The following is a 21282-nucleotide window of genomic DNA, read 5'->3' as shown; positions in this document are numbered from 1 at the left end:
TTAAATTTTTTTTGCCGTAGAATCAGCCAGCCTTTTAAGGCGCCAATGTCCGTTAGAAGCTGTTTTCAAAGCGTCACGAGCACAGTCGTTCCTTCAGAGCGGTGTTGGCGAAGGGTTTTTCCAGCGGGGAAAAGCCCATCGCCAACCCTCATCAGCTCCCCGTTCTGCAGGCGTAAAACTTTGAAAGCAGCTTCTGTAAGGAATGGTCGGTAATTCTGGCTAAGTGGCCCACAACGCCACGCAGCGCATGAGTACGACCATTTCGGGATGAGCGTCCCGGACACCCATTTGGGACCACTGATGAGGGTAATAACTGTGCTTGAAGCCTACCGCAAACATATCGAAGAGCGTGCAGCCCTGGGTATCGTTCCCCAGCCGCTTAACGCCGAACAAACAGCAGGCCTGGTCGAGCTGCTGAAAAACCCTCCGGCTGGCGAAGAAGAATTCCTCGTTGACCTGATCACCAATCGCATTCCACCAGGCGTGGACGAAGCGGCCTATGTCAAAGCCGGCTTCCTGTCTGCACTGGCCAAGGGCGAAGTTTCCTCCCCTCTGCTGGACAAAAAGCGCGCTGTAGAACTGCTCGGCACCATGCAGGGCGGCTACAACATCGTCACTCTGGTTGACCTGCTGGACGACGCCGAGCTGGCGCCAGTCGCTGCCGCGCAACTCAAGCACACCCTGCTGATGTTCGATGCGTTCCACGACGTCGCGGAAAAAGCCAAGAACGGCAACGCTCACGCCAAAGCCGTGCTGCAATCCTGGGCTGACGGCGAGTGGTTCAAAAACCGCCCAACGCTGGAAGACAAGATCAGCCTGCGCGTGTTCAAGGTCACCGGCGAAACCAACACCGACGACCTCTCCCCTGCTCCAGATGCCTGGTCGCGTCCAGACATCCCGCTGCACGCCCTGGCCATGCTGAAAATGGCTCGCGACGGCATCGTTCCTGATCAGCAGGGCGCCATCGGCCCGATGAAGCAGATCGAAGAAATGCGCGGTCAAGGCTTCCCGATTGCCTACGTCGGTGACGTGGTCGGTACCGGTTCTTCGCGTAAATCGGCAACCAACTCGGTACTGTGGTTCTTCGGCGACGACGTTCCTTTCGTGCCGAACAAGCGCGCTGGCGGTTTCTGCTTCGGCAGCAAAATCGCTCCGATCTTCTACAACACCATGGAAGATGCCGGCGCACTGCCAATCGAGTTCGACGTTTCCAACATGAACATGGGCGACGTGATCGACCTGTACCCGCATGCTGGCAAGGTCTGCAAACATGGCACCGACGAAGTCCTGACCACCTTCGAAATGAAGACTCCGGTGCTGTTGGACGAAGTCCGTGCCGGCGGCCGTATCCCGCTGATCATCGGCCGTGGCCTGACCGAGAAGGCTCGCGCCGAGCTGGGTCTGCCACCGTTCGACCTGTTCAAGAAGCCTGATGCTCCGATTGAAAGCACCAAGGGTTACACCCTGGCGCAGAAAATGGTCGGCAAGGCGTGCGGTCTGGCAGAAGGCAAAGGCATCCGTCCTGGCACCTACTGCGAACCGAAAATGACCACCGTGGGTTCTCAGGACACCACCGGTCCAATGACCCGTGACGAACTGAAAGACCTGGCGTGCCTGGGCTTCTCGGCTGATCTGGTGATGCAGTCCTTCTGCCACACCGCGGCGTATCCAAAGCCGATCGACGTGACCACCCACCACACCCTGCCTGACTTCATCATGACCCGCGGCGGCGTTTCCCTGCGTCCGGGCGACGGCATCATCCACTCGTGGCTGAACCGCATGCTGCTGCCAGACACCGTCGGTACCGGTGGTGACTCGCACACCCGTTTCCCGATGGGCATTTCGTTCCCGGCCGGTTCCGGTCTGGTTGCGTTCGCTGCGGCCACCGGCGTTATGCCGCTGGACATGCCGGAATCGATCCTGGTGCGCTTCAAAGGCAAAATGAAACCTGGCATCACCCTGCGTGACCTGGTTCATGCGATTCCTTACTTCGCTATCCAGAACGGTCTGCTGACCGTCGAGAAGAAAGGCAAGAAAAACGCCTTCTCCGGCCGCATCCTGGAAATCGAAGGTCTGGAAGGTCTGACCCTGGAACAGGCTTTCGAACTGTCCGACGCCTCGGCCGAACGTTCGGCTGCCGGTTGCACCATCAAGCTGTCGAAAGAGTCGATCACCGAGTACCTGAACTCCAACATCACCCTGCTGCGCTGGATGATCGGCGAAGGCTACGGCGATGCACGTACCCTGGAACGTCGTGCTCAAGCGATGGAAGCCTGGGTTGCCAACCCGGAACTGATGGAAGCCGATGCCGACGCCGAATACGCCGAAGTCATCGAAATCGATCTGGCCGACATCAGCGAGCCTGTACTGTGCGCGCCGAACGACCCGGACGACGCCCGTCTGCTGTCCAGCGTTGCTGGCGAGAAGATCGACGAAGTGTTCATCGGTTCGTGCATGACCAACATCGGTCACTTCCGCGCTGCCGGTAAACTGCTGGATCAGGTCAAGGGTCAGCTGCCAACCCGTCTGTGGCTGTCGCCGCCGACCAAGATGGACGCTCACCAACTGACCGAAGAAGGCTACTACGGCATCTACGGCAAGGCTGGCGCACGCATGGAAATGCCAGGCTGCTCGCTGTGCATGGGTAACCAGGCACGTGTAGAGCCGAACGCGACCGTGGTCTCCACTTCCACCCGTAACTTCCCGAACCGTCTGGGCGACGGCGCGAACGTCTACCTGGCTTCGGCCGAGCTGGCGTCCGTGGCTTCGATCCTGGGTCGCCTGCCGACCGTCGAGGAGTACATGGAATACGCTGGCAAGATCGACAGCATGGCGGCCGATATCTACCGCTACCTGTCCTTCGACCAGATCGCCGAGTTCCGTGAAGCTGCTGCGAACGCCAACATCCCGGTCGTTCAAGCCTAACGTTACAACGTACTGAAAAACGCCGCCCATCGTCAGATGTGCGGCGTTTTTTTATGCCTGCAGAATGATGCTTGCCTGTTCGGGCCTCATCGCTGGCAAGCCAGCTCCCACAGGGGTTTATGGCGTTTTCAAGAGGCTGAGTTTTACACATGACCCTGTGGGAGCTGGCTTGCCAGCGATGGCGAAGTGTCAGTCGACATCGTTGCCAATGACTCACCCCTTTCGCGAGCAAGCTCAGCTCCCGAGCCAAAAAAAAACCGCTGTGCCCGGGCAGGCACAGCGGTTTTTATCGATTGAGCCGTGTTACATCGTCAGCTTGTAAACCAGTGCCGAAATCGCTACCAGACCTACCGCCGTAACAAACACATTGGACGCCTGACCCCGATAACGCGCCATCGCCGGCACTTTACGGATGGCATACATCGGCATCAGGAACAGAATCGCCGCAATCACCGGGCCGCCGACGGTTTCGATCATGCCCAGAATGCTCGGATTCAGGGTCGCCACGATCCAGCACACGACCAGCATGAACGCCGCCACAATGCGGTCCAGTGCCTTGGCACCCGGACGCTTGCCGCTCTTGATGATCAGGCCTTTAAGACCTTCGCTGGCACCGATGTAGTGGCCGAGGAACGACTTGGAAATCGCCACGAACGCGATCAACGGCGCCGCGAAGGCGATAGTCGGATTGCTGAAATGGTTGGCCAGGTACGACAGGATCGACAGGTTCTGCGCTTTCGCTTCAGCCAGTTGCTCCGGCGACAGGGTCAGCACACAGCTGAATACGAAGAACAGCACCATTGCCACCATCAACAGGTGCGCACGGGACAGGATCTGTGAACTGCGCTCTTCAGCATGGACGCCGTAGCGACGCTTCTGGTCCACGGCGAACGCCGAGATGATCGGCGAATGGTTGAACGAGAACACCATCACCGGAATCGCCAACCACAGTGTATGCAGCAGTGCAGACGGGGCCGGCACATGCGAAGCGGTGGCGAGAATGCCGCCGTTCCAGTGCGGAATCAGGTACACCGCCAGAAACAGCAGCGCAACGATAAACGGGTACACCATCAGGCTCATCGCCTTGACGATCGCCTGCTCGCCGCATCGCACCACCGCCAGCAAACCGAGGATCAGCACGAACGACAGCAGCGCGCGCGGTGGCGGCGTGATGTGCAATTGATGTTCGAGGAAACTCGCGACTGTGTTGGTCAGGCCGACGCTATAGATCAGCAGAATCGGGAAGATCGCGAAGAAGTACAGCAGGGTGATCAACGCACCAGCCTTGATGCCGAAATGCTGCTCGACCACTTCCGTGATATCGGCGCCCTCACGACCGGACAGCACGAAGCGGGTCAGGCCACGGTGCGCGTAGAACGTCATCGGGAAGGCCAGCAGCGCAAGGATCACCAGCGGCCAGAAGCCACCCAGACCTGCGTTGATCGGCAGAAACAGGGTGCCGGCGCCGATGGCCGTCCCAAACAGTCCCAACATCCAGGTGGTGTCCTGGCGATTCCAGCTCGAAAGTTCAGCGGGTGCTGCTGCATCAAAGCGCTCTTCGACGCTATTGGCCTGATCATTCATCCGGTCGGATCTCCGCATTCCGGTCACTTGCCACTCGGTCAGGACGCGTCGGAAAAAACCGACAGACATGCTCCGGCCGAAACAGGGGCGCGATTCTCCGCGATAAATGAGCAGAAGCAAAGACTTAGCTGAGGAATGGTTGTGCGGAGCAGATCAGCGTGGCGTCGTTTTTGGGAAATTATCTGTCGTAAACAGGTATTCATGATGTCGTTAACAGGCACATGCAAGGGTATTCAGATGGTTCCAGCCAACACCATCACGAAAGCGATCCCCACCGCGCCCATCAACATTCCAAGGCTAAACAGCAAAACCGTTTCACGCCTTTCGGCTTTGCGAAAGGGCTTCATGGCTTCTCTGAACTCAAACTCCTCTTGATACAGTCGGTCTATCCTGGCTCTGCTTTCCTCTGTGCTCATACTGCCCCCTTCCCTTTTTTTGGTGCTCTGAATCAACACGCATGCGCAACGGCAACCTGCTGCGCTCTCTTACAGCTTCAAATAAAGCCCAACGGCGGTGGCAATTGCAGTTAATGCCCCAGCCCCCACCACAAGGGGATACAAAAAAGTCTCAAGTTTCAGTTTTGCTTCCTCCGCCAAAAGCTTTGCGCCTCTGCGCGCCGAGCTTTTGGGTTTCCGTTTGTAGCCTTTCGAGCTCGACATTTTTGTGGTCATCAAGATGCATTTACCTTCCTTGGCTGCTGACATTTAACGCTCGGAAGCTTTTCCATCCTGGACCACTTCCCATTGCTGCCCCATGATTTCGCGTTAACCGTCTGCCCGATAGCAGATGGCTCTGCCAAATGCGTAGGTAAAATCCGCGAGTTTCGTAGGTAGCCTCATACAAAAACAGTCGCGAGGTCATCACCCCACACTTTCAATGTGGTTGATATGTTCTAGCGTGAATGAGTCCCCTCCCGGAGTCTCTGCCCATGCCTCTCGTTCGCGTCGACATCAAACAAAACCCCGACCCCACCTTCGCCAAACGCATCGGCGAACAGATCTACGCAGCCCTGCGCAGTTGTATCGATGTGCCCGAGCACGACAACTTTCAGATCCTCACCGAGCACGACAGTCAGCACCTCGTTTACGATCCGCAATATCTGGGGATCCAGCGCAGCGAAGGCGTAGTGTTCATTCAGATCACCATCAGTGAAGGGCGCACGGTGGAGAAAAAACAGTTGCTGTTCAAAACCATCGCAGAAAGCATGCACAAGCAGTTGGCGGTACGCCCGGAAGATGTGTTCATCAACCTGATCGAGGTGAAAAAAGAGAACTGGTCATTCGGCAATGGTATTGCTCAGTACGTCACCTGACCCCGCAATTGACAGCCAGCTACCGGCGCCAGCATGATCGGCCTCATGAACCTTCGCGCGCGGCACCTCACCCGCACCACCACGACCGCCACCGGCGGGTCGTGGTGTTTGTGCGTGAGGTAAACCCAGCGCAGCAAACCCAAAGCCCCGCCAGCAATGGACGGGGCCTTGTTGTTTCTCCCGTCCGTGCGGCATCTGCAGCACCCAAGGAGTAACACCATGCCCGCAGCACTGTTGATCATCGATATGCAGGTCGGCTTGTTCCATGGCCCGGAAAAACCTCACGAAGGCGAACACGCCCTCGCCAACATTCAGCGGCTGATCAAGAAAGCGCGGCTGAAAAAAGTCCCGGTGTTCGCCGTGCGCCATACCGGCCCGGAGGGTTCGCCGATTGCCGTCGGCAGTTCATTCTGGCAATTGCTGCCTGAACTTGGCCTGGATGCTGAAATCGATACCCTCTTCAACAAATCCCGCCCCAACGCCTTCCACGGTACAGAACTGGCGCAGCAACTCAGTGCCGCACAGATCGACGACCTTTATATCGTCGGGATGAAAAGCCAGTTCTGCATCGACAGCACCTGCCGCGCCGCTGCCGACCGGGGCTTCAAACCGCTGCTGGTGGCCGACGCCCACACCTGTATGGACACGGCGGCGTTGCCCGCGCAAGCCATCGTCGATCACCACAACGCAACCCTTGGCGCTGCGTTCGCCCGATTGATCAACAGCGCCGACGTGACGTTCTGACGAAGCGCCCGCGCGCGCCCCGTTTCAGCTCCTACACTGGCTGATACGGGGTAGCGGCCACCATTGCCAAACCGCTCTGGAATCAGCACTCTGAAACGACTTTCGCGAACAATCCGCCGACGTTCACAGGAGCCGCGCAATGCCCGCAACCGTTCTGGTACTGGTTGAAACCATCAATGACTATTTGCCGATTCTCGAACATCAGGGCTTTCACCTGATCCTGGCGCCGACACCGGCCGAACGAGCACAAGCCATCGCCACCCACGGCGCGCGAATTGACGCGGTTCTGACCCGTGGCCCGCTGGGTCTGACCGCCGAGGAAATCGCCGCCCTGCCCGCGTTGAAAATCATCACGGTGATCGGCGCCGGTTACGAGCAGGTCGATCTGCAAGCGGCCAGCGATCGCGGGATCACCGTGACCAACGGCGCCGGAGTCAACGCCTCGTCGGTGGCTGACCACGCCATGGCGATGCTATTGGCGTTGGTGCGCGACATTCCACGTTGCGATGCCGCGGTGCGTCGGGGGGAATGGCCGAAAATCATGCGCCCGTCGCTGGCCGGCAAGCGCCTGGGTATTCTCGGGTTGGGGGCGGTGGGCATGGCGATTGCAAAACGGGCGAACCTGGGCTTCGACATGGACATCAGCTATCACAGCCGTCAGTTGCGCAGCGATGTGCCTTACGCGTTCTGCTCGACGCCGACTGAATTAGCGCGGGCTTCGGATTTTCTCATCGTCGCTACGCCAGGCGGGATCGGCACGCAGCATCTGGTAACGCGCCCGGTGCTCGATGCGCTCGGCCCGAACGGGTTCATCGTCAACATTGCCCGCGCCAGCGTGATCGCCACCGCAGACCTGATCAGCGCCCTTGAGCAACGCCGCATTGCCGGCGCCGCACTCGACGTGTTCGACCACGAACCGCAAGTGCCGGACGCCCTGAAAGCGCTCGGCAATGTGCTGCTGACCCCGCACGTCGCGGGCCTGTCACCGCAAGCCATGCAAGGCACGGTGGAGCTGGTAGGGAAAAACCTGATGGCGTTCTTCTCCGGACAACCAGTGCTGACGCCCATCGCCTTGCCGCCAAAAATCAGCAATCAGCGGGTGCACTAAAGCACCCCGAGCAGCGTCCACAAGCGTCGCGATTCGGCGTCGGCAGAAATCAACTCACCGAGCAATTCACTGAGCGGTTTATTGCCCCATTCGACCCCGCGCCGGATCAGGTACGGCACCGGACTGTGGGGTTCGGTGCGGGCCAGGTATTCGGCGATCAACAACAATTGCCGATAGGCCTCTTCACGGTTGGCCGGCTCACGAGACAGCGATGCGGTCGGCGCTTGCTCTTCAGGCTGCGCCACCACGACAGGCGTTTCGATGACGGGCGCTGGCGGCGCCGGTTGTTGTGGATGCATGGCGATAAACTCCTGAACCAGCGTCAGCAGCGCTTGAATGGTTTCGTGCAATGGACGCAACCCCGGTGCCTGATCACCCAGAAAGGCATCGCTCCAGCGCTCCAGCCGTTGCAAGTGTTGCAGGCTCAACAGCAGATTGCCTTGGGTGCGTAACCAGAATGCCAGGGGGGTCGCACGAATCTGTTCGTTGATTTTCTTCTGTTCGCTGCGGGCGGCTTCTGCTGAGGTCTTGGCATTTTTACTGTCGTTGGTCTGCACCTGCTGAATCTGCAAACGGCGCCAGACTTCAAGCGTGTAATGCTCGAAATCGCTGTTGCGAGCACCGAACAGCGGCACCCGCGTGAGCAATATTTCACTGTAGCGACGCACCAGCCATTCCAGCGGAATCACCCGCCACGACTGATCACCGTCCTCGGCCTGCGGGTGCAGGTGCTCAGGAAAGCGCTCACACAAACCGGCGATCAGCGCCAGGCTGCCGGGCAATCCGTCCAGCGCTTGCAGGTGCAGCCAGGCTTCACCGAGCCAGGCGCTGAGCATCAAGTCCTTGCTGCGCTCCAGCAACAGCGTGGTGGTGAGTTTCTCCACCTCTGGCCAGTTCGCCCGTTTCAACGTCGACTGCCAGACCCCGGTCGGCAAACTGGCGTCATCCTCGCGGCGCAGGTCGCGCAGTTGGTCGAACTCGCGTTCATAGCGCAAATCGACGCCGCAGGGCGTGTCCATGCTGATCGGCGCGAGCAACTGATCAATCAGGTCCGGCAGTGCGGTCGATGGCAGGCTCACAAGCTCTCCTTCTGCGATTCAATGGCGGCGGTGCTACTGCTCAACTGAAACGGCGAGCGCGGTGCGCGCGTCGGCAACGGTGCAATCGACAGCGGCAGTTTCGAACCTTGGCTCATCAACGATAGACGCACGAACATCCGCGTGAATTCGCTGGTGACGCTGTCCGGCGCCCCGGTTACAGGTAAACGCAACGTCAGCGGGAAATCGGTGTAATCCACGTTTGGCTGACGCTGCACCGAGAAGTGCGCACGCATCATCCGCAGCAGCGACCATGGCCCGCCGTACTCCCAACCGGCCTCCAGATCACGCACCACCAGATTCGGTTGCTGTGGATCATTGACCGGCCGCTCCTTGCCGTTACGCGCCCAGCGCAGGGTCAGGCGGACAGGCTGGCCGACCATCCAGCGCAGGTTCGGTTGCTCGGCTGCCGGATAGTTGATTTGCTGATTGCCGGCGAGCAAGCCCCAGGCAATCACCTGATCGGCGCCCAGCTCATCATCGCGATCGGTGCGCCAGCGAACGTCCAGCTCGACGCCAAGAATGCCGCTCTTGTCACGCACGAACAGCGGCGTCAGCCAAGTGCTCGCCTGCTTCAAGCGGTTGAGAAAATCCGTCGCGGCGAGGCGCTCCGGGGTCTGGTTGGTGGCAAGGCCGGCCTGCGCGACCGGCAGTTTTTTGTCGATCAGTTGCAGAAAATATTCAACCCGCGCCGGATCGGCGTCCTGCATCTGCACGCCGTTAGCGAACGGAAAGCGATCCGCCAGATATTGATTGAAGTAGTTGGCCAGCTCATTCCACGCCGCAGCGGCCTGTTGCACTTGCAGCATCTGGCAACGCTGCATGGCCTCCTGCTGCAACTCCACCGCGCGCATCGCCAACGTGCCGCGTCCGCCGGCGACGTTGGCGGTCTGCAACATTTGCAGGCAGGAATTGACGTCCATCTCGACGAAGTCGCGACTGACCAGTTGCTCGATCTGTGCCGGCGAACTGGCCGGGTTGGCCTCTTTGTATTTGCGCAGTTCGTCGTTGAGCGCACTGAACTGCGTCACGCGTTCGTAATCCAGTGCCGACAGATTGGCTTGCTGCGTTGTCAGCCACTGCAACGATGACGTCCGCCGCTCAGTGATGCCGAGCATGGTGTTGAACTGCTGCTTGAGGCTCAGTTTGAGATCCTGCACGTCGCTGGCGCCGAACAGTTCCAGTCCGAGGTTTTTCGAGCCGTCCCACTGGCTGATTTCGGCCCGTCCGCCGAACAGCGGTTGCGCGGTGATTTCATCCAGACCACCAATAAGCTGCGCCATGGCGCGGCGATTGAGCGCCGCTTGCAGGCGGGTGGAGAGATCCGCGCGGTGCACCTCGACGAAAGCCTTTTGCAGGGCCATGGCTTGCTCGGCCTGCACATTGAACACCGCGTAAGGATGCGCCTGATCGTTGTGATCCTTGAGGCTCAACCACATCGCCTGGGCGGCGGCACGCTCGGCGGCTTTGAGCACCGCAACGCGATAGTCCGGTGGAATGCGTGGCAGTTCTTCGGCGATGTAGCTGTTGTAGTCGGCGAAATATTTCAGCGATTCATTGAGGTCATCACCGTCCACGGTCTGGCCTTGCATATTGACGTTGTCTTCGCTAGCACGCAGGGCGACCGAAACGAAGTCGCGCTTGAACAGTGCCTGTATCGCGTTATCGAGTTTCACCACTTGCTCTTGCAACGCCAATTGCCCGCTGACTTGCTGTACCAGCAAATTGTCCCGCGAGCCGACCTGTGCGATCCATTGATCGCGGAAACTCTGCTGCAAGCGTGACGCTTGCGTGTCGAGGTCTTGTTGGACTTGCGCGCCCAACAATGTGCTCTTGCCCACTTTGGCGAGGAAGTCACCATAACCCGGCACCAGCTCCTGGCCCTTGCCGCGACTCCACGTCGAATTGGTCAGGGCGATCGCCGCTTGCAGATCGTCGACCAGCGCGGTCAGGTCTTCCAGCTCCCGCAGGCTGTTGCCGCTGCCAGCTTGCAGTTGATCCAGATGCAATTTGAGGTAGCCAGCCTTGCTGACAAAGTTGTCGGCGAGGAAATATTGATCCAGCCAGCGCTGCATCAACCCGGAAAAATTGCTGACGATCTGCGGTCGGTCGACGCTCAGATCCAGCGCCTGCAAGCTGCCGTCTTCTCCGGCCACGAGCAGCCGATTGTAGAAAGATGCATAGGGCAAGGTGCCCGTGTTGAGGTTCAGCGACAGCGCGTTGTTGCTCAGTTGCACCAGGTCGTCTAGCGGGGCGCGCGGGTTGTTCTGCACTTGATTGAACAACTGGTTCTGCTGTTCCAGACGCAAGGCCCGATCCACCAGATCGTTCGCCTTCAGATAGTTCTGCCACTGCGCCGGGTCGTCGCTTTCGACACTGCTGCGTCGGTCGGTGCTGCGGATCACCTTGATCTGCGCCAGTTGCGCGCTCAACAGATCATGCAGCGGCACCATCATATGGCGCTGGGTGGACTGCAACACTTGCTGTTCGAGTCGATTGTCGAGCGAGGAAAACCACGACGTCGGAAACACCAGAGAAACGTAGTTCCAGTGCGGCGCACGCTCCAGCACCCGCCAAAAGGTCTGCACATTGCGTCGGGTCGAGTCGACCCGCTGCGCCTCGTCGCTGATCGCTACGTAGCCTTTTTGCGCGCCTTGCATCTGCCGCGCCAGTTCGTGGGCATCCTTGACCGACACCTGCCAGACCCAAAGCATCGCCACCGCCCAGATTACCCCGACCACCAGCGCCACGCCGGCCGTCAGCCGCTGCCAACGCTGACGCAAACGCAGCAGGCGCGGCACGCCTTGCGCCAACCCGCGTTCGCCGATCAGGCGCTGGCGCCACAATTGGCGCACGAACACGCTTTGCTGCAAGCCGCTGTCGTCGGCGGAAAATCCGTCTTTGGCATCCTCCGAGGCCTGACTGGCGCTGAAATAGACACCGCGAAAACACGGTGCTTCACCCTGGGCGTTACCTTGAAACACCGGTTCCAGAACACTCTGCAAACCACGCCGCAACGTTTCCAGACGCTCCGGCAAGGCGTACAGATCGGCGCTCAACTGGCCGGACAACGTGCCGATTTCGATAATGGCTTCCGCTACCGCGCGATGGATGCGATCGAGCGCCTGATCGCTCCACTGCCCTTGCCAAACCGCATCGCGGGAATATGGAGAGGACCAGCCCAGGGTACGTTCGCGGGCCTCGTCGGGCAGCGCACTGATCAGTTCCTGGAACCCCGGCAATTCTTCAAGTCCGGTGATGATCACGTACACCGGCACACTCAGACCAAAACGTTGCAGCAGATCGATGAAGCGCCGGCGCGCGGCCAGACCGAGGCTGGCGGCCTGTTCCAGATTGCTCAGGCGACTGACCGGCACCAGCCAGACCACCCCGTCCAGCGGCCGCTTGCTGCGCATCCGCAAAATCAAACCGAGCAAACGCCACCAGCCGCCGCGCTGCAAATGCATGCCGTCGTCGGGCAGAAACAGCGCCTGCGGCACCACCAGCACAGCGCCTTCGGGATCTGACCACCAGCGGCCGAACCAAGCCGGTTTGTCGGTCGGTTGCAGACGCCATTCACTGACCAGTTGCGTGCCCTGGTTTTCGTCGCCGAGCATCAACAGCCATGGCATCTGATAGCGGTCGTGACTGCCCTGCTCCTGCTCCATTTGCCGCACGGCCGCATAAAAACTGCGGATCGCGGCGCCGCTCTGGGTGCGCAACCACCACACCGCCACGGCGATGATCACCACGACCAGCAGCAACGCGACAATCCACGCGACTATCGTCAGGGTACTCATGAGTCTTGCTCCGCTGGCGCCATCGAGTCGATGATCTGCAGCACCGGGTCCAGCTCCGACTGAATGTCACGCCAGAGGAACTGACCAAGCCCGGTCAGCAACAGCAGCATCGCCAGAATCCCCAGCGCCAGGCGAAAGCCATCCGGCAGCGCCGTGCGCACCGGCAGTTGCAATGGAGTGGTCAGCGACGGCTGCACCAAGCGCTGACTGACTCCGCCATAACTCGCTTCGTCCTGCCAGGCGAAGGTGTACAGCGCCAACCGCCACTTCTCCAATTGCGCCTGGCTGTGTTCGCCACGCAGACGCCCATGAAAGCCGAGGATCAGGCACTGCAGATAGACATTGGCCAGATCGCGGGTGGTCGGCTGCTGCTCGTCGAGCAGTGTCTGAATCGCCGCCGGTACTTGCTCACCGGCCTGCCGGCTGGCGTACAGCCGCGACTCCAAGGGTTTGTCCTGCCACGCCGCTTGCCCGGGCCATGGCGTGAACAGCAGGGTTTCATCGACCAGCGCGACGAATGCATACACCAGCGCCTTGACCTGCTCGGTCGCCGAATCGCCGACCCGCGCATAAGCGGTGCGCCACAATCGCTGCGAAGCCTGTGTCGAAAGTTCGACAACGGTCTCCACCAACGCCGCTTCGTCCTCGCTGTCCTTGGGCAATTGCACCCAGTCCTGTTGCCATTGCTGCCACGTCTGGCGGAACGCGCTGCTCAACGGTGCGTCCTGCAACCCAAGGCTTGCGGCACTTCCTTGCGACATACGGCGTTCCTTGTGTGATCAGGCGCTTTCACTGTTCTGGGCGACAAACAGCACCACTTGCCACGGACTGCTGGTCAGCTTCGCCGCCGGTGCGGCGATCATCAGCGGCAGTTGCGCGTCGAACCACGCGCCTTCGGCCGTCAGCACAAACAGCCGCGTGTCCTCGCCGACGCTGTAGGCCACCTGTTCGCTGCGGCTCATGGCCTGATGGCTCAAACCGCTCATGCGTTGACGACTGAGCAACGCGATGTGCGGCGCCGAAGCGATGATCGCGCCGCGCAACCAGTCGATCGCGGCTTGCTCGCTGGCACCGTTGGGCATGCGCAGACCAATGACCAGACGCTGACTCGGCTGCTCGTCCGGCAATTGAATCGAAAAGCTCTGTTCACCACGCTCGAACGGCAAGCTGCGGTAGCCGGCGCGGATCAGTTCGAGGGTGGTTTCCAGCCATTGCAGCACGGCGTCGTAACCGCGCTGCAACTCAAGAAAATCCAGCGACGCAAACGCCGGCACACCGGCCAGCGGATCGAGCGCCGACCACGCACCAGCCAGCCCGAGCAATTGCACGTAGAGGATCTGCGGCTGCGCGATGCGGCTGTTCAGCAGGCCTTCGATTTCCGGCAGGCGCAGCCACAACGCGGTCAACTGCCGACGGATTTCCAGCGCGTCATCCTGATTGCCGGCCTGCTGCGCCTGACGCAAACGACCACCGAGAAACAGGCACTTTTCCCGTGCCCGCGCACAGAGGCCGGCGATGCGTCGACCGAGCGCCGATTCCGGTAACAGGGTCGGCGTCGGCGCGGTGTAAGACAGCGGCAGGAAACCGCCGCCCTCCTTGCGGATTTTCAGCAGCGGCAGGCAGATCGAATCGGCCTTGTTCAGTTGCGTACATAACCGCGGGTTGGGTCGCCAGACGGTGATCGACTCCGGGAACTCGCCGCTGGTGAGATCGGGCAACGCCTCGCCGACCACCGACTGCAAGCGGCCCTTGAGCGGCAGCAACTGACCGGCCCGCCACATCGGGCTGATCGCCAGGTACACGATGACCGTCGCATCGTCGGTAGCATCGATCGCCGCGCTGACATCCAGCTCCAGTGTCGGTCCGACCCCGGCCTGCAAGTCCACCGGCAGACCGTCGGGCATGGTGCCCTGCAGCGACAACACCCGTACCACCCCGGCACTCAGCGCCGATGGATCGAGCTCCATGTGGCTGACGCCCCAGAACCAAGGATTACATGCCAGCGCCAGATGCGCGCCGAGCGCTTCGGCGCGCAGCCCTTGCAACTGAAAATGCTGCGGCAGCAATTGCATGCCTTCGTGCCAGCAAACCGCGTCAGGTAGCAGACTCATACGACTCCCTTCGACCAAGCCGCGATCCGGCGGCAGCGGTGGCATTTCAGTGCTCGGTGGCGTTGACCAGACTCATCTCGCGGCTGTCGAATTTCAGCCACGCTTCGCTCTGATCATCGAGCCGCAAGCGGTGCGCTCCGGGAGTGTTATAGCTGGCGAAGACCAAAAGTCCAGCCGCCTTCTTGCCACCCAAAGGGAACGGTTGGCGGTCGATGAATTGCCCCGGCACCAGCTCCAGTCCCCACACGCTCATCAACTGACGATAGTCGCGCTGATACTGCTCGCGCCCGGCGAACCACTGGCTGGCACTGATAGCCGACAACTGCTTGAGCAGATCGGGATCGGCTACCGCGATGAAATCCACCGCGATCGGCGTGTCGTCATTGGCCTTGGGGGCGACATCGAGGATCAGGCTGTCGAGGTCCACCTTCGGCCCGAAGAAGGAACAGCCCGCCAGCAGCGCAAATATGAGCGCTACAAAAAATCGTCCGCACAAAATGAATTTTCCTTTTCCGAGCCCGTCCAAAAATGTTTTTGCTTGCATTTTTATAGACCTGTTCTAGCGTCTTGGGTAGTTCGACAGGCACTGTCGAATGAGGAAGGTTTGTCAAAGGAACGACAGGTCATCTGCTCCCCTTTCTAACCTACGGTCCAGTAAGGGAAAGCGATGAACGGGCCTCCCGATGCATTGCGCCCGCCCATCGCATCGGAGTCCGCCGTCATGGCAGAAAGTACTCAGCACAAGCTCGACCGGGTGCGTCCGCCCCGTGTACAAATCACCTACGACGTCGAAATCGGCAACGCCATCGAGAAAAAAGAATTGCCGCTGGTCGTCGGAATTCTCGCCGATCTGTCGGGCAAGCCGCTTGAGCCATTGGCAAAACTGACTGAACGGCGTTTTACCGAAATCGACCGCGACAACTTCAACGAAGTGCTCGCCTCGATCAGCCCGCGCGCCACGCTGCAGGTCAACAACACCCTCAGCGGCGACGACAGCAAGCTCAATATCGAACTCAATTTCAAACACATCGACGATTTCGACCCGGTCAAGGTGGTGGAGCAAGTCACGCCGCTGCGCCGTTTGTTCGAGGCCCGCCAGCGCCTGCGCGATCTGCTGACCAAGCTCGACGGCAACGATGACCTGGACAAGCTGTTGCGCGATGTCATCGCTAATACCGAAGGCCTGCAGGAAATCAAATCGGCCCGCCCAGACACCGCTACCCCGGCCGCTGACGCCGAGGCCCCGGCCGAACCGCAAGCCTGATCGTCCACTTGAATCGAGGGAGAATTCGTCATGCCAGCCGCCGCCCAGCAACAAGCCAGTGAAGGTACGAACCAGACTTTATCCCTGCTCGACCAGATCATTCTCGAGGGCCGCATGGCCCACGATGACAGTCAGCAGGATTACGCCCGTGACATGCTCGCGGAATTCGCCACTCAGGTACTTGACGAAGGCATGGCCATCGACAAGGACACCGTGGCGATGATCAACGACCGCATCAGCCAGATCGATGAGCTGATCAGCGCCCAGCTCAACGAGGTGCTGCACCACCCCGACCTGCAAAAACTCGAAGCCTCGTGGCGTGGCCTGCACATGCTGGTGCAGAACACCGAAACCAGTACCCGGCTGAAACTGCGCCTGCTCAACGTGACGCAAAAAGAGCTGCAGAACGACCTGGAAAAGGCCGTCGAATTTGACCAGAGCGCACTGTTCAAGAAGATCTACGAAGAGGAATACGGCACCTTCGGTGGCCATCCGTTCAGCTTGCTGGTCGGTGACTACACCTTCGGCCGTCACCCGCAGGACATCGGCCTGCTGGAAAAACTCTCGAACGTTGCCGCCGCTGCACATGCACCGTTCATCGCCGCCGCCAGCCCGCGCCTGTTCGACATGAACAGCTTCACCGAACTGGCCGTGCCGCGTGATCTGTCGAAAGTCTTCGAGAGCCAGGAGCTGATCAAGTGGCGCTCGTTCCGCGAGAGCGAAGATTCGCGCTACGTCTCTCTGGTGCTGCCGCACTTCCTCCTGCGCCTGCCCTACGGCCCGGATACCTCGCCGGTGGAAGGCATCAATTACGTCGAAGACGTCAACGGCACCGACCACAGCAAATACCTGTGGGGCAACGCCGCATGGGCGCTGTCACAACGCATCACCGAGGCGTTCGCCAAGTACGGCTGGTGCGCGGCGATTCGTGGCGCTGAAGGAGGTGGCGCGGTGGAAGGTCTGCCAGCGCATACGTTCCGTACCAGCTCCGGCGATTTGTCGTTGAAATGTCCGACCGAGGTGGCGATCACCGATCGCCGCGAAAAAGAGCTAAACGACCTCGGTTTCATCGCCCTGTGCCACAAGAAGAACAGCGATGTCGCAGTGTTCTTCGGCGGCCAGACCACTAACAAATCCAAGGTCTACAACACCAACGAGGCCAACGCCAACGCACGGATCTCGGCGATGTTGCCGTACGTGCTCGCCGCTTCGCGATTCGCCCATTACCTGAAGGTGATCATGCGCGACAAGGTCGGTAGTTTCATGACCCGCGACAACGTGCAGACCTACCTCAATAACTGGATCGCCGATTACGTGCTGATCAACGACAACGCGCCACAGGAAATCAAGGCGCAGTACCCGTTGCGTGAGGCCCGCGTGGACGTCACCGAGGTGGCCGGCAAGCCGGGCGCTTATCGCGCGACGGTGTTCCTGCGGCCGCACTTCCAGCTTGAGGAGCTGACGGCGTCGATCCGCCTGGTGGCGACCTTACCGCCGCCGGTTGCCGCTTAAAGCTCCAGAGAAAACCCTGATGGCGGGAGGATATATCCCCTCGCCACGGGTTTCGTGTTCAGCCCATTTGCCTAATGTGATTTTCTTCAGGAGTTTCAAGCGATGGATGCAATCATTCTCGACCTCGGCGGCGATATCAAAGGCGACAGCCTGCTCGAAGGTTTTGCGGACAAGATCGAAGTCATGTCCTACAGCCACAACGTCGCCATGCAAGTCACCAACGATGTCAGCAACTCGGAGCGCACCTCCGGCAAACCGCATATCGGCGAGTTCACCCTGACCAAATTCGTCGACAGTTCGACACCGTCACTCAACGAATACTGCTGCGCCGGCAAACCGATCCCCGAAGCCATCATCACCATCGGTCGCAACGCCGCCGAAGGCAGCGGGCAGTTGATGCCCTTTATCGTCTACACCCTCACCAACGTGGTGCTGTCCAACGTCAGTGTCAGCGGCGGCACCGGCGGTAAACCGGTAGAAACCGTGTCACTGAACTTCACCAAGATCAAATGGGAACTCACCGCGCAGAAAGACGACGGCACCAAGGAAGGCACCGCCGCGTCGACGTGGGACATGGCCGCCAACAAGCTTGTCAGCTAACCCGGCGTCCCGGCCATGGCAGGCAGCGGCATGCGCCCTCCGTTGTTCGAACGCCTCGCCTCCAGCGAGACGCACGATACGCGGGAATTCGGTCGACAGGATCTGCTCGACTCGGTGCACGCCGAGCTCGGGCGCCTGTTCAATACGCGCCGGGGCCCGCACACGCTGACCCAGCCACCCAGCGTGATCGACTACGGCATCGCCGACTGGAGTGCCCTGCAACAGCAGCGCAGCGACGACCGGCGTCGATTGGCAAGGGACATCCGCGAAGCCATCAACCATTTCGAACCGCGCCTGCGCCTGGGCGACGTTCAGGTCAACCCCGTGCCCGAGCAACCGCAGCAGATGAGCATTCGCCTGATCGGCGAGTTGCGCAGCGGCCAGCAGCACTGGCCGGTCGCGTTTGTCATCGAGCCCGGTGGACAAGGACTGGAGGTGCGCCATGAGCGACTCGATTGACCCGCAACTGCTCGATTACTACCAGCGCGAACTGACCTGGCTACGGCACGCCGGCGGCCAGTTCGCCGAGCGTTATCCGAAAGTCGCGCGGCGCCTGGAATTGTCCCCCGGTGAATGCCCCGACCCGCATGTCGAGCGTTTGCTGGAAGGTTTTGCTCTGCTTGCCGCACGGCTGCAGCGGCGCCTGGATGACGACTATGCCGAGTTCAGCGATGCCCTGCTCGAACAACTCTATCCGTTGGCAATGCGCCCCCTGCCGTCCTGCGCCATCGTCCAGTTCGAGCCGGACCCCAGCAAAGGCAACCTCAATGAAGGCTATCCCCTGCCCCGCGACACTCCGCTGTTCGTCACCACTCACAAGGGCGACAGCCTGCACTTTCGCACCTCTGCCGCGGTGTGCCTGTGGCCGGTGGCAGTGACCGAAGCGCTGTTGCTGGGCAGCGATGAAGCGCAGGCATTGACTGGCGTGGCGCAATCACGTTCAGCATTGCGCCTGAGTCTCAGTTGCCTGGGTGAAAGCCAGTGGTGCGAGTTGAGCATCGAACGATTGCGCATTCACTTGGCCGCCTCGCCGGTGATCAACGCCTGCCTGTATGACTTGCTTGGCGCCCATGCCGTGCAGGTGCTCGCGGGTTCGCCGGGCAGTGTGCCGACGAGCGTGCAGGGCTTGCCGAAAATCGTCGGTTTCAGCGATGACGAAGTGCTGTTGCCCGATGAAGATGGCGTGCACCCGGGCATGCGTCTGCTGGCCGAATACTTTGCGTTCGCGGACAAATTCCATTTCTTCGACCTGCCGCTGAGCGGCGTCAGCAGCGACAGCCAGACCTTGTATCTGTACATCGTCTTCGACCGTGCACCCGCCAGCCGCGTGCATTTGCAGGCCAGTGATATCGCGCTCGGCTGTGCGCCAGTGATCAACCTCTTCCCGCGTACTTCCGAACCGTTGCGCCCCGATGGCACGCGCAGCGAATACCGGCTGATCGCCGACAGCCACCGCGAAAACAGTGTCGAGATCCACAGTATTCGCAGCGTGCGCGCCAGTTCCAGCGCCGGCGTGCAAAGGCTGCCGGCGTATTACGGCAGTCAGCACAGCGGCGGCGATCAACAGCGTTACTGGCATGCGCGGCGCGTCAGCGGGATGACCCCGAACCGCCTCGGCAGCGATCTTTTGCTGAGCGTAGTCGACACCCGATTCGACCCACTGACCGATCTGCCCGATTACAGCCTCACCGCCGAATTGCTCTGCACCAATCGTCATCTGGCGCAGAGTTTGCCCGCCGGCACACCTTTGGGTTTCGAGCGTCCCGGCCCGGTGGCCTGGGCGCGCCTGCGCAATCCGCCGAGCCCACAAAGCCTGCCGCGGCTGGACGGCGATTCGCGCTGGCGACTGGTGTCGCAACTGACCCTCAATCACCTGTCGCTGGTCGAAGGCCCCCAAGCGCTGGATGCGCTGAAGGAGATTCTGCACCTGCACAACCTGCGCGATGAGGCCAGTGCAATCCGCCAGATCGAAGGCCTGCTGAGCCTCAGTTGCGAGCGGGTGATCGGCCATGTCGGCGCCGACGCCTGGCGTGGCTGGCGCAACGGTCTGGAGGTGCAATTGCAGCTTGATCCACAGCATTTTGTCGGCAGCAGCGCGGTGTTGTTTTCCGCCGTGCTGGCGCAGTTTTTCTCGGTGTACGCCACAGCCAATCGCTTTGTGCGCACAGTGCTCATGCAGGCCGACAAGGAGGTCAAGGTATGGCAACCCCAAGCCGGCATGCCGCTGTCGCTCTGACCTTGAGCCAGCGTCTGCGCCGCGATCCGCAGGCGTTTGAATTGCTGCAGGCGTTGCTGCTGCTGGAGCGCGAACAGCCGCAAGCCGAATCGCTCGGCAGCGGCACAGCGCCTCAGGCGGAAGCACTGAAACTGCGCGGGCCGTTGACGCCGATGTTTGCCGCCAGCCAGATCGAAGATCTGCGCGAAGAGCCCGGCGAGCCGTTGACCATCGACACGCCGGTCTTCGGTCTTGGCGGGCCCGACGGCCCCCTGCCCTATGCCTACCAGGAATGGCTGCAACAGCGGGCACGGGCCAAGGATCATGCACCCGCAGAATTTCTTGATCTGTTCCAGCATCGCCTGCTCAGTCTGCTCTACAAGGTGATGCGCAAGCATCGAATCGCCTTGGGCTTTGTCACGCCCGGTGCTTCGCCCGTGCAGGCACAACTGCGCGCACTGACCGGGTTGCTGCCCAAACCCCTGCAGGAGCGCCAGGCCGTTCCCGATTGTGCGGTGCTGGCCTGTACCGCGCTGTTTGCCGACGGGCGTCGTTCGTTGGCCGGGTTTGCGGCGATCGTCCGCGAGCAATTCGCGGTGCCGGTTGAACTCACTGCCTACGAAGGTGCATGGCGCGAAATTCCGCGGGCCAGCCGCAGTTTGATGAAGGCTGGCGGGCGCAACCTGCAACTCGGTCGCACAGCCGTGGCGGGAACACGGGTCTGGGATGAACACGCCGGTATCCGCTTGACGCTGGGGCCGTTGCCCGCCGCGCAAGCCGGGCGTTTTTTGCCGGACGGCGAAGCACATCCAGCCCTGGCCAGCCTCGCCGCCTTGTATTTCGGTCCGGACCTGGACGTCAAGCTGGTGCTGCTGGTGCGCGGTGCCGGGCCGATGAGGCTGGGGCGCCAGGCGCCGTCCCTGCTCAGCTGGAACGGTGGTTTGCAGCGGCAGGCCAGCCTCGCGGTACAAACGATCGAAACCCGTCTGCGTCAGCTGGAGATCACCTGA

At 60.7% G+C, this 21282-nt stretch carries 18 protein-coding genes; 10 read left to right on the top strand and 8 right to left on the bottom strand.

Annotated features, from left to right (window positions below; genetic code table 11):
• Positions 1 to 315 precede the first annotated feature (315 nt).
• Positions 316 to 2925 (top strand): bifunctional aconitate hydratase 2/2-methylisocitrate dehydratase, encoded by a 2610-nt coding sequence (gene acnB, locus CQ009_RS26490; RefSeq protein WP_105709176.1) that lies wholly within the window; start codon positions 316 to 318, stop codon positions 2923 to 2925.
• Between the two features lie 303 nt (positions 2926 to 3228).
• Here the strand turns inward: acnB and CQ009_RS26485 are convergent, their stop codons facing one another.
• The 3 genes from CQ009_RS26485 to CQ009_RS26475 form a co-directional block, all read right to left on the bottom strand.
• Positions 3229 to 4509 (bottom strand): HAAAP family serine/threonine permease, encoded by a 1281-nt coding sequence (locus CQ009_RS26485; RefSeq protein ID WP_105709175.1) that lies wholly within the window; start codon positions 4507 to 4509, stop codon positions 3229 to 3231.
• Between the two features lie 233 nt (positions 4510 to 4742).
• The gene (locus CQ009_RS26480) at positions 4743 to 4925 is read right to left on the bottom strand and encodes a hypothetical protein (RefSeq protein ID WP_105709174.1); all 183 of its coding nucleotides are present in this window, start codon (positions 4923 to 4925) and stop codon (positions 4743 to 4745) included.
• A 69-nt stretch (positions 4926 to 4994) separates the two neighbouring features.
• Complete coding sequence (locus tag CQ009_RS26475) at positions 4995 to 5213, bottom strand: hypothetical protein (RefSeq protein ID WP_371920162.1); 219 nt, start codon at positions 5211 to 5213, stop codon at positions 4995 to 4997.
• Between the two features lie 224 nt (positions 5214 to 5437).
• On the opposite strand from CQ009_RS26475, the gene CQ009_RS26470 reads away from it, so the two are divergent.
• The 3 genes from CQ009_RS26470 (at position 5438) to CQ009_RS26460 (ending at position 7673) form a co-directional block, all read left to right on the top strand.
• Positions 5438 to 5821 (top strand): tautomerase family protein, encoded by a 384-nt coding sequence (locus tag CQ009_RS26470; RefSeq protein WP_105709173.1) that lies wholly within the window; start codon positions 5438 to 5440, stop codon positions 5819 to 5821.
• A gap of 219 nt (positions 5822 to 6040) precedes the next feature.
• Complete coding sequence (locus CQ009_RS26465; protein WP_105709172.1) at positions 6041 to 6565, top strand: cysteine hydrolase family protein; 525 nt, start codon at positions 6041 to 6043, stop codon at positions 6563 to 6565.
• 139 nt (positions 6566 to 6704) lie between these two features.
• Complete coding sequence (locus CQ009_RS26460) at positions 6705 to 7673, top strand: 2-hydroxyacid dehydrogenase (protein ID WP_105709171.1); 969 nt, start codon at positions 6705 to 6707, stop codon at positions 7671 to 7673.
• Here the strand turns inward: CQ009_RS26460 and tssA are convergent.
• The 5 genes from tssA to CQ009_RS26435 are packed head-to-tail and all read right to left on the bottom strand — an operon-like array spanning position 7670 to position 15225.
• Positions 7670 to 8752 (bottom strand): type VI secretion system protein TssA, encoded by a 1083-nt coding sequence (tssA, locus tag CQ009_RS26455; protein ID WP_105709170.1) that lies wholly within the window; start codon positions 8750 to 8752, stop codon positions 7670 to 7672. The genes CQ009_RS26460 and tssA overlap by 4 nt on opposite strands.
• Positions 8749 to 12570, bottom strand: coding sequence for a type VI secretion protein IcmF/TssM N-terminal domain-containing protein (locus tag CQ009_RS26450; RefSeq protein ID WP_105709169.1), 3822 nt, complete (start codon positions 12568 to 12570; stop codon positions 8749 to 8751). Before CQ009_RS26450 ends, tssA begins: the two co-directional genes overlap by 4 nt.
• A complete protein-coding gene (locus CQ009_RS26445; RefSeq protein WP_064390534.1) occupies positions 12567 to 13331 on the bottom strand; it encodes a DotU/TssL family secretion system protein in 765 nt (254 codons plus the stop codon). Before CQ009_RS26445 ends, CQ009_RS26450 begins: the two co-directional genes overlap by 4 nt.
• Before the next feature lie 18 nt (positions 13332 to 13349).
• Positions 13350 to 14681, bottom strand: a complete 1332-nt coding sequence (gene tssK / locus CQ009_RS26440; protein WP_105709198.1) for a type VI secretion system baseplate subunit TssK — start codon at positions 14679 to 14681, stop codon at positions 13350 to 13352.
• A 46-nt stretch (positions 14682 to 14727) separates the two neighbouring features.
• Positions 14728 to 15225, bottom strand: a complete 498-nt coding sequence (locus CQ009_RS26435; protein ID WP_064390535.1) for a hypothetical protein — start codon at positions 15223 to 15225, stop codon at positions 14728 to 14730.
• 177 nt (positions 15226 to 15402) lie between these two features.
• On the opposite strand from CQ009_RS26435, the gene tssB reads away from it, so the two are divergent.
• From tssB to tssG, 6 genes are all read left to right on the top strand, one after another.
• Entirely contained in the window at positions 15403 to 15945 is a 543-nt protein-coding gene (gene tssB, locus CQ009_RS26430) for a type VI secretion system contractile sheath small subunit (RefSeq protein ID WP_064390536.1), read from the top strand.
• Positions 15946 to 15975: 30 nt separating this feature from the next.
• On the top strand, positions 15976 to 17457 hold the full coding sequence (gene tssC, locus CQ009_RS26425; protein ID WP_064390537.1) for a type VI secretion system contractile sheath large subunit: 1482 nt from the start codon (positions 15976 to 15978) through the stop codon (positions 17455 to 17457).
• A 102-nt stretch (positions 17458 to 17559) separates the two neighbouring features.
• On the top strand, positions 17560 to 18057 hold the full coding sequence (locus CQ009_RS26420; protein WP_064390538.1) for an Hcp family type VI secretion system effector: 498 nt from the start codon (positions 17560 to 17562) through the stop codon (positions 18055 to 18057).
• Positions 18058 to 18072: 15 nt separating this feature from the next.
• The gene (tssE, locus tag CQ009_RS26415; protein ID WP_105709167.1) at positions 18073 to 18516 is read left to right on the top strand and encodes a type VI secretion system baseplate subunit TssE; all 444 of its coding nucleotides are present in this window, start codon (positions 18073 to 18075) and stop codon (positions 18514 to 18516) included.
• Complete coding sequence (gene tssF, locus CQ009_RS26410; RefSeq protein WP_105709166.1) at positions 18500 to 20293, top strand: type VI secretion system baseplate subunit TssF; 1794 nt, start codon at positions 18500 to 18502, stop codon at positions 20291 to 20293. The genes tssE and tssF overlap by 17 nt, the downstream gene beginning before the upstream one ends.
• Positions 20257 to 21282, top strand: coding sequence for a type VI secretion system baseplate subunit TssG (gene tssG, locus CQ009_RS26405; RefSeq protein ID WP_105709165.1), 1026 nt, complete (start codon positions 20257 to 20259; stop codon positions 21280 to 21282). The genes tssF and tssG overlap by 37 nt, the downstream gene beginning before the upstream one ends.

The organism is Pseudomonas sp. MYb2, from assembly GCF_002979955.1.
Taxonomy (GTDB): Bacteria; Pseudomonadota; Gammaproteobacteria; order Pseudomonadales; family Pseudomonadaceae; genus Aquipseudomonas.
Note: the sequence above shows the minus strand (reverse complement) of the source record. Positions and strands in the feature narration are given on the sequence as shown.

Excerpts from the sequence above, each read along its gene's own strand:
- CQ009_RS26485 (WP_105709175.1), bottom strand. The coding sequence starts at position 4,509 with ATGAATGATCAGGCCAATAGCGTCGAAGAGCGCTTTGATGCAGCAGCA.
- CQ009_RS26480 (WP_105709174.1), bottom strand. The coding sequence starts at position 4,925 with ATGAGCACAGAGGAAAGCAGAGCCAGGATAGACCGACTGTATCAAGAG.
- CQ009_RS26475 (WP_371920162.1), bottom strand. The coding sequence starts at position 5,213 with ATGTCAGCAGCCAAGGAAGGTAAATGCATCTTGATGACCACAAAAATG.
- CQ009_RS26470 (WP_105709173.1), top strand. The coding sequence starts at position 5,438 with ATGCCTCTCGTTCGCGTCGACATCAAACAAAACCCCGACCCCACCTTC.
- CQ009_RS26465 (WP_105709172.1), top strand. The coding sequence starts at position 6,041 with ATGCCCGCAGCACTGTTGATCATCGATATGCAGGTCGGCTTGTTCCAT.
- CQ009_RS26460 (WP_105709171.1), top strand. The coding sequence starts at position 6,705 with ATGCCCGCAACCGTTCTGGTACTGGTTGAAACCATCAATGACTATTTG.
- CQ009_RS26450 (WP_105709169.1), bottom strand. The coding sequence starts at position 12,570 with ATGAGTACCCTGACGATAGTCGCGTGGATTGTCGCGTTGCTGCTGGTC.
- CQ009_RS26445 (WP_064390534.1), bottom strand. The coding sequence starts at position 13,331 with ATGTCGCAAGGAAGTGCCGCAAGCCTTGGGTTGCAGGACGCACCGTTG.
- tssK (WP_105709198.1), bottom strand. The coding sequence starts at position 14,681 with ATGAGTCTGCTACCTGACGCGGTTTGCTGGCACGAAGGCATGCAATTG.
- CQ009_RS26435 (WP_064390535.1), bottom strand. The coding sequence starts at position 15,225 with ATGCAAGCAAAAACATTTTTGGACGGGCTCGGAAAAGGAAAATTCATT.
- tssB (WP_064390536.1), top strand. The coding sequence starts at position 15,403 with ATGGCAGAAAGTACTCAGCACAAGCTCGACCGGGTGCGTCCGCCCCGT.
- tssC (WP_064390537.1), top strand. The coding sequence starts at position 15,976 with ATGCCAGCCGCCGCCCAGCAACAAGCCAGTGAAGGTACGAACCAGACT.
- CQ009_RS26420 (WP_064390538.1), top strand. The coding sequence starts at position 17,560 with ATGGATGCAATCATTCTCGACCTCGGCGGCGATATCAAAGGCGACAGC.
- tssE (WP_105709167.1), top strand. The coding sequence starts at position 18,073 with ATGGCAGGCAGCGGCATGCGCCCTCCGTTGTTCGAACGCCTCGCCTCC.
- tssF (WP_105709166.1), top strand. The coding sequence starts at position 18,500 with ATGAGCGACTCGATTGACCCGCAACTGCTCGATTACTACCAGCGCGAA.
- tssG (WP_105709165.1), top strand. The coding sequence starts at position 20,257 with ATGGCAACCCCAAGCCGGCATGCCGCTGTCGCTCTGACCTTGAGCCAG.